The following is an 8316-nucleotide window of genomic DNA, read 5'->3' as shown; positions in this document are numbered from 1 at the left end:
TGTAAATAGACCCGTTTTAGTTCCAGGCATTTTTTGAGATCCCGGCCAAATGATTGTGTTGCCGATATTCCTCCGGCGTCATATTGTTCAGTGATTCATGCGGGCGTTCACAGTTATATTCTGACACCCATCTTTCCGTGATTTCCCGCACTTCATTCAGCGTTCTGAACAGATAAAAATCGAGTATTTCTGTACGGTATGTTCGGTTAAAGCGCTCAATAAAAGCGTTCTGCGTCGGCTTACCCGGCTGAATAAATTCCAGTTTTACTGCATGTTGCTCTGCCCATTCAGCCAGTGCAAGTGAGATAAATTCCGGACCATTATCCATGCGTAGCATGACCGGATAGCCGCGATTTGCCGCGATCCTGTCGAGTACACGGACCACGCGCAAAGCTGGCAGATTCAGATCGATTTCAATCGACAATGCCTCACGGTTAAAGTCATCAACGACATTGAACGTGCGAAAACGACGGCCACAGACCAGAGCATCATGCATAAAATCGACAGACCAGCTCTGGTTCAGCGCTTCCGGTGTGGCCAGTGGCGAGGGATTACGCACCGGCAACCGTTGTTTGCCTTTACGGCGAAAATTCAGCTTCAGCAGACAATAAATACGATGGATCCTTTTGTGATTCCACGGGTATCCCTGCCGCCGCAGAACCTGGAAAAGTTTTGGAAAACCGTACCGTGGGTATCGCTCTGCCACTGCCTGTAACGCGACAATAACGGGTTCGTCACGCGTGGTATCCGGACGGTAATGGTAAACCGTTCTGCTCAGGTTCAGACTCCGGCAGGCCTGACGGATACTGAGTCCAAATGTCGTTATCAGATGAGTGACCAGCTCACGCTTAAAGGCTGGTTTTAAAGCTTTTTTTCGATAACGTCTTTCAGCGCCCGGTTCTCAAGGCTCAGGTCGGCAAACATCTGTTTGAGACGTCGATTCTCGTCCTCAAGATCCTTGATCTTTTTAATATCAGAAGCCTCCATGCCGCCGTATCTGGACTTCCAGTTGTAGTAGGTGGCTTCAGAGATACCGGCCTCCCGGCAGACATCTTTAACGGTTCGTCCGGCTTCAACCGATTTAATTACAGCAATGATCTGATGCTCAGTAAAACGGGCTTTACGCATAGCGATCTCCTTTGTTGGCAGAGTGATTATGCCGGAGGGTCTCTAAATGTGAATGGCACGATTATGCGGGATACTTACAAGGATACAAAGCGATCTAAATTTTCTTTGATACAAATAAAAAAAGGCCGGAATAGTCCGCCCCCTATTTCTGAAAAGTTAGTCCAGAATTGATCACCTCCCCACATGCTCTACACTTAGGGTTTTAACTTTGGGATTGCAGCATGATTAAGGTCTATGGGGTACCGGGCTGGGGATCGGCCATCAGTGAAGTGATGCTCACACTGGCGGATATCCCTTACAGCTTTATTGATGTGGACGGTTTTGACAGCGATGGTCCTTCGCGGGAGTTGCTTAAAACAATGAATCCACTATGCCAGGTGCCTACGCTGGTACTGGAAAATGGCAGCGTGTTGACGGAAACGGCAGCGATCGCGCTGATGATCCTCGATCGTCGCCCTGAACTTTCGCCACCCGTTGGGCACCCTGAGCGCCAGCAGTTTCAGCGTCTGCTGATATGGTTGGTCGCAAATGTCTATCCCACGTTTACCTATGCCGATTATCCTGATCGATGGGTACCGGACGCCCCGGCTCAGTTGAAAAAGAACTGTATCGAGTACCGTAAATCCCTCTATATGTGGCTGAACAACCAGCTAAGCGCCGAGCCGTACGCATTTGGGGATCAGCTAACACTGCTGGACATTTACATTGCCGTTATGCGCACCTGGGGACCAGGGCATGAGTGGTTTCAGGACAACACGCCGAATATTAGCGCCATCGCCGATGCGGTTTGTCAGCATCCGAGACTGCGTACTGTACTGAAAAGCAATAAGATTATTTGAATAAAAAAACGCTGTTCCGCAGGAGTGCAAATCCCGGAACAGCGGGCGAACTATCGCCATAAGTTTAAATTACGCGACAGAAGGGGTCAGCGTAATACGATCCAATGGACCCACGATAAACAGATAAGAAATCAGGCCAATCAGCCCCATCGAACCGACGTACAGAATGGCGTAATCAAAAGACTGGGTATTCGCCAGAATGACGCCAATTACCAGTGGCGTGATGATACTGGCCATATTGCCGCACATATTGAATACGCCGCCTGCAATACCGAGCACTTCTTTTGGCGAGGTATCGCTAAGTACGCACCATCCCAGATTGCCAAAGCCTTTGGCGAAAAACGCCAGACTCATCGCCGCGATCACCACAAATTCTGACGAAGTGTAGTTGGCGATAACGATGACGCAGGAAAGTAACATCCCGCAGATAACCGGCAGCTTACGGGCAATCGTCAGGCTGTAGCCGCGTTTTAAAAGCCAGTCGGAGAAAACGCCGCCTAATAATCCACCGATAAAACCGGCAATGGCAGGAATACTGGCGACAAACCCCACTTTGAGGATCGACATGCCTTTCGCCTGATACAGATAAGTCGGGAACCAGGTCAGGAAGAACCAGGTAATGGATGTCACGCAGAACTGTCCGATATATACGCCAATCATCATGCGGTTGACGCAGACGCTTTTAATTTGCGCAAAGGTAATCTTCTGTGGTTCTTTTTTATTACCCAGCGACGGTTCACCACCGCCTTCCCGGATATAGTCAATTTCCTGCTGGTTCACCTTTGGATGATGCATGGGATCTCTGACTTTGACCAACCAGAAGATGCCAAGAAGAACGCCTATTGCCCCAATGTAATAAAACACAAAGTGCCAACTGAGATTATGCAAAATAATCGTCATTAACGGCGTAATAATCCCTAACGAGATATATTGCGCGGCCTGATAGACTGAGGTAACAAAGCCCCGTTCGTTATTAGGAAACCACTGCACGCTTAATCGGCTATTGGCCGGAAAGGCCGGAGCTTCAATCGCACCCATCAGTAATCGTAAGATAATCAATACGACAAGCGGGCTGGCGTACAGATAAATGGTGCCCTGAAGCATAGTCACCAGCGACCAGCCAATCAGTGCGCAGCCGTATACCAGACGCGAGCCATAGCGATCCAGCAGCCAGCCGCCGGGTAGTTGCATAATGACATAAGAAATACCGAAGGCAGAAAAGGCCAGCCCCATAGCTTCAGGATCAAAACCTAATTCTTTGCTCATAATCGGCGCCACGACGGATAACGTCGCGCGATCGGCATAATTAAATACGGTCGCAAGAAACAGAAATATCAGAATGCCGTAACGCACTTTTGTGCGCTTTATTATTGTGTTCATCACCCACTCCTTTCATAAGGTTGAGAGCGTTTTTGTAGGGGAGGAGGGCGGGTATTGCTTACCCGCCAAATACATTAAGGTCGTTTGCCAAACTCGCAGGTTAATTGCGTCCAGCGGCGCGCCTGCTCGCTGATGCTGAAGCCCAGACCGTGACGATCGGAAACCCACATCCGGCCATCACGCAGCTCAAGTTGTTCATTAAATAACGGGTTCAGCCATTCGAAATGCTCCAGCCATGGTTCGAGTGGATAAGCGGCGGACAGATGCAGGTGAACTTCCATAGCGAAGTGCGGAGCCAGTTTGCGACCATGTTTAGCCGCCAGGTCCATAATTTTCAGGAACGGTGAAATCCCTCCCACACGCGGTGCATCGGGCTGCACAAAATCGCTGGCATTGCCGAGGATCAGCTGTTCATGTTCGCGGAAGCTGGTCAGCATTTCACCGGTGGCAATCGGGGTATCAAGCGCGGCGGCCAGTTGGGCGTGGCCTTCAACATCGTAGGCGTCCAGCGGCTCTTCAATCCAGATTAGATTGAACTGCTCCATTTTGCGTCCCATACGGATGGCGGTTTCCCGATCCCACTGCTGATTGGCATCGACCATTAGCGGGAAGTCATCCCCCAGCGCTTCACGAACCGCGGTCAAGCGGCGAATATCCTCAGCGCAGTTTGGCTGACCAACCTTGAGTTTGATACCACCAATGCCATTTTCACGGGAAATAACCACGTTTTTTAGCACCTGATCCAGCGGCGTATGCAGGAATCCCCCGGAGGTGTTGTAGCACTGCACAGAGTCCCGATGCGCGCCAAGCAGTTTTGCCAGCGGCAATCCTGCACGCTTGGCTTTCATATCCCATAATGCGATATCAATAGGGGAGATGGCTTGTACCGCCATGCCGCTGCGCCCCACGGAAGCGCCAGCCCAGAGCAACTTGGTGTAGATCTTGTCAATATCGTTTGGATCTTCGCCTAACAGGTTATCGGCAATTTCTTTGGCATGCGCATAGATCCCCTGGCCGCCAGCCCGCTTGGAGTAACTAAATCCCACACCTTCAAACCCGTCGCGGCTGCGGATCTCGGCAATGATTATGGCGACTTCGGTTAGCGGTTTCTGGCGACCGGTGAGCACTTTGGCATCGCTCACGGGTGTTGCCAGCGGAAGGAAAGCCAGAGACAGTTTTACCCATTCAATACGGTCACCGGTTTCTGCTGCGGTTTTGGCGTTGGCCGATTTGGCATAGGTCACGGCATCGGAATTGGCACTTAAAGACATATTGTTCTCTCCTGGTGATAACAAATGATTGCGCTATCATTTTTAATGTTAGCGCAATCACTGTGCCAGCGAATTGACTGCGATTTGAACAATTGCTCACAAATACAGAGAGAAAAGGGTGGTAAATTATAAACGACGTCACATTCCAGTACTTTATGGAGAAATGCACAAACTGTTGTGATTGCGCTATCATTTTAATTAACGATAATTAACTAAGCTGCTGTTTTCTCAGCGTTATCGCCGAGAGTCGCTGGCAATAGCCCAAATCATGATGAATAATGCCAGCATAAATCAGCGATTTTTGACAAGGGCATCGACAGTGAAAAATCCCAAACCTCCGCGCGCCCCCACGCTGGAAGATGTTGCCCGTACCGCGGGATTGTCACCCATGACGGTGAGCAGGGCGTTGAATACCCCGCAGATGGTGCGCCCGAAAACGGTTGAAAAAGTGATGCAGGCGGTGCGCGCCACCGGCTATATTCCCAACGCACTGGCTGGGGGACTGGCGTCACGTCGCAGCAAGCTTATCGCCGTGGTTATTCCGCAAATTAACAACAATATGTTTGTCGATACCATCCAGTCATTAAGTGATGAACTGGCAGAACGCGGATACCACATTTTACTCTGCGTGTCGGGTTATACGCCGCAAACAGAGGCGGAGCTGGTGGCGACGCTGCTTTCTCGTCGCCCGGATGGCGTAGTACTTACCGGTATTCATCATACCGCCGAGCTGAAAAAGGTGATTCTTAATGCGGCCATCCCGGTCGTGGAAATCTGGGATTTAACCCCAACACCCATCGATATGCTGGTCGGCTTTTCGCATGAAAAGGTCGGGCAGGCGGTGGCAGACTATCTGTTGGAAAAAGGTTATCGACGTCCGGGGTTGTTATGGACAGCCGATCGTCGGGCAGGCCAGCGTAAACAAGGACTGTGCGATGCGTTGAGTCGTCATGGTATTGCGGCTGACGCACAGGTGGATGTCCCGCTTCCGGCCTCTCTGGCATTGGGACGCGCAGGATTGACGCAGCTATTGGCGGATCGCGAGTTTGATGTCATTGTCTGTAGCTCAGATACGTTAGCTCAGGGGGCGATCATGGAAGCCGAGAGCCGCGGTATACGCGTGCCGCAAGAGTTAGCGGTAATCGGTTTTGGCGATCTGGATTTTGCTGCCAGCAACCGGCCCGCCATCACCACCGTCAGCGTCGACAGACGGGCCATCGGGCAACGTGCTGCCTCACTGCTTGCCGATCGTATCGAACAAATTCCGCGTGAAGACGATATTATTGATGTCGGTTTTCATCTGGTAGAACGAGAGTCCGCATAAGTTACCTGCAACCCAAAACAATAAGGAATCTGCTATGCCGCACGTTGATATTAAATGTTTTCCTCGCTCTCTTACCGACGAACAAAAAACCGCCCTGGCGGCGGATATTTCCGAGGTTATTATTCGCCATTTGCAAAGCAAAGACAGTTCAGTCAGCGTGGCGCTCAATGAAGTTGAGCCAGAGGCGTGGCAGGGCGTGTGGGATGCGGAAATTGCGCCGCAGATGGCAAGGTTGATTAAAAAACCTGGCTACAGCATGTAAGAAAAAACGGGCGGATTTCCGCCCGTTTTCGTTGTGCTTATGGTGTAACGATGTTGAACCAGAATTCGAATTTATCCATATAGCCGAGCATGGCATCAAGCTTGGCGCCGTCACCGGTAATCTTCACATCACCACTGTCTTGTGCCTGTTTCAGCGTCACTTCTTTGAGGATGATTTTGTTCAGCGTATCGCGATTAAGCGTGACAGTGGCGTCGGCATCTTTCGCTTCGGCATTGGCGGTATGGTTCAGGACGCCATTCTCCAGTTCAAGCTTATATTTACCGCCATCACTGCCAAGATCGATGTTAAATACAGACTTCGCATCACCTGCTTTTTGTCCGTTAATATGCACCGCCAGATAATCGAAGAACATTTCCGGCGTCATAGCACGAACGGTATCCGGGCTGGCGGTATTCGGGGTTGGGCCTTTGACTACGCCGTTTCGCAGCTCTTGCGCCCCGGTCAGATAGAAGTTACGCCACGGGCCGGATTCAGCCTGATAACCCAGTTGCTCCAGCGCATCCGCTTCCAGATTACGCGCGGCCTGGTTATTTGGATCGGCAAATACCACTTTGCTCACCACCTGAGCCACCCAGCGATAGTTACCCTGGTCATAGTCGGTTTTGGCTTTCTGCAAAATGGCGTCAGCGCCGCCCATGTAGTCGACAAATTTCTTCGCAGACTCTTCCGGCGGCAGCTCATCCAGCGTTGCCGGGTTGCCGTCAAACCAGCCGAGGTAGAGCACATAGGTCGCTTTTACGTCATGGCTCACGGAACCATAGTAACCGCGGTTAGCCCAGGTATGGGCCAGTGAGTCCGGCAGCTTAAAGTTGGCGGCGATTTCATCGCGGGTCAGACCTTCGTTAGCCATGCGTAACGTCTGGTCGTTGATGTAACGATACAGATCGCGCTGGCTTTTCAGCAGGCTGACCACCTTGTCATTACCCCAGGTTGGCCAGTGGTGCTGCGCCATCAGCACTTCGGCTTTATCACCCCAGCGGACAATCGCTTCGTTGATGTATTTGGACCACGGCAGCGGCTCACGAATTTTGGCCCCGCGCAGGGAGTAGGTGTTGTGCAGGGTGTGGGTGACATCTTCAGCGGATTCAATCAGTTTCTTCTCTTCGATGTACCACAGCATTTCCGACGGTGCTTCGGAACCCGGGGCCAGCATGAAGTCATAAGTCAGGCCGTCGATGACCTCTTTTTGTCCATCTTTCTCAATGATATTTGTTGGCGCAATCAGGGTAACGGTTCCCGCGGAGGTCGTGGTTCCCAGTCCCGCGCCGACCTGGCCTTTGGCATCAGGTTTTAGCAGGTTGCCGTACATGTAGCTCGCGCGGCGGCTCATGACGTTACCCGCCATGATATTCTCAGCGACCGCGGCTTCCATAAAGCCGGCTGGTGCATAAACTTTCACTTTGCCCGCTTTAACGTCGGCTTCATCAACAACGCCGCGAACGCCGCCGTAATGGTCAACGTGGCTGTGGGTATAAATTACCGCGACAACCGGTTTTTGACCGCGGTTTTTAAAGTAAAGATCCATCCCGACTTTGGCCGTTTCTGCCGAGACCAGCGGGTCAACGACGGTGATGCCTTCTTTACCTTCAATAATGGTCATGTTCGACAGATCGAGGTTACGGATCTGGTAAACGCCATCCGTTACTTCAAACAGCCCGCTGATGTTGATCAACTGGGACTGACGCCACAGGCTCGGGTTTACCGTATCCGGGGCTTTATCGCCTTCTTTGATAAACGCATATTGCTGCGGATTCCAGATAACATTTCCCTGCTCGCCTTTGATCACGTCCTGCGGGAGTGGAGCGATAAAGCCTTTGTGGGCGTCGGTAAAGTCGGTGTTATCGGAGAAGGGCAGTTGGTTGTAAAGCGCGTTGTTGGCTTGTTGCGTGGCGGCGGTTGCGTCTTTGGGGGCTTCAGCGGCCATAACAGGAACAGAAAACGATGTGAGTAACCCAGCAAGTATAAAACTTTGTGCGATTCTGTTAAGTTGCATCGTAAAACCTCTCTGACACTTCAAAAGTACAGTTGGGGATGCTGCTTTGACGGATAGCGTTTTGATTAGGTATTTGAGTTAGTGCAAGATTAACTATA

7 protein-coding genes are annotated in these 8316 nt (G+C 51.2%); 3 read left to right on the top strand and 4 right to left on the bottom strand.

What is annotated here, in order from left to right:
* Nucleotides 1–16 precede the first annotated feature (16 nt).
* Nucleotides 17–1128 (bottom strand): IS3 family transposase gene (locus tag OGY37_RS07835; protein ID WP_103848104.1). Its coding sequence is split into 2 segments (ribosomal slippage): nucleotides 17–867 and nucleotides 867–1128, totalling 1113 coding nucleotides; the frame shifts between segments, so codons are not numbered across the junction.
* A gap of 221 nt (nucleotides 1129–1349) precedes the next feature.
* Between OGY37_RS07835 and OGY37_RS07830 the strand changes: the two genes are divergently transcribed.
* Nucleotides 1350–1967, top strand: coding sequence for a glutathione S-transferase family protein (locus OGY37_RS07830; RefSeq protein ID WP_198579199.1), 618 nt, complete (start codon nucleotides 1350–1352; stop codon nucleotides 1965–1967).
* A gap of 69 nt (nucleotides 1968–2036) precedes the next feature.
* Here OGY37_RS07830 and OGY37_RS07825 read toward each other — a convergent pair whose 3' ends face one another.
* Nucleotides 2037–3347 (bottom strand): MFS transporter, encoded by a 1311-nt coding sequence (locus OGY37_RS07825; protein WP_286620511.1) that lies wholly within the window; start codon nucleotides 3345–3347, stop codon nucleotides 2037–2039.
* Nucleotides 3348–3421: 74 nt separating this feature from the next.
* Nucleotides 3422–4618, bottom strand: coding sequence for an L-talarate/galactarate dehydratase (locus OGY37_RS07820; RefSeq protein WP_032943493.1), 1197 nt, complete (start codon nucleotides 4616–4618; stop codon nucleotides 3422–3424).
* A 319-nt stretch (nucleotides 4619–4937) separates the two neighbouring features.
* Here OGY37_RS07820 and OGY37_RS07815 point away from each other — a divergent pair, with 319 nt between their 5' ends.
* Together OGY37_RS07815 and pptA are read left to right on the top strand one after the other, a co-directional pair.
* A complete protein-coding gene (locus tag OGY37_RS07815) occupies nucleotides 4938–5942 on the top strand; it encodes a LacI family DNA-binding transcriptional regulator (RefSeq protein WP_164562774.1) in 1005 nt (334 codons plus the stop codon).
* A 34-nt stretch (nucleotides 5943–5976) separates the two neighbouring features.
* A complete protein-coding gene (pptA, locus tag OGY37_RS07810; protein WP_286547389.1) occupies nucleotides 5977–6204 on the top strand; it encodes a tautomerase PptA in 228 nt (75 codons plus the stop codon).
* 37 nt (nucleotides 6205–6241) lie between these two features.
* Here the strand turns inward: pptA and OGY37_RS07805 are convergent, their stop codons facing one another.
* Nucleotides 6242–8218 carry an alkyl/aryl-sulfatase gene (locus OGY37_RS07805; protein ID WP_128316904.1) on the bottom strand — a complete coding sequence of 659 codons (1977 nt, stop codon included), beginning with the start codon at nucleotides 8216–8218 and terminating at the stop codon, nucleotides 6242–6244.
* Nucleotides 8219–8316: the final 98 nt, after the last annotated feature.

Origin of the sequence: Citrobacter sp. Cpo030 (assembly GCF_030333005.1) — a bacterium.
Classification (GTDB): Bacteria; Pseudomonadota; Gammaproteobacteria; order Enterobacterales; family Enterobacteriaceae; genus Citrobacter; species Citrobacter portucalensis.
The sequence above is the reverse complement of the archived record's forward strand: the minus strand, read 5'-3'. Positions and strand labels throughout refer to the sequence as shown.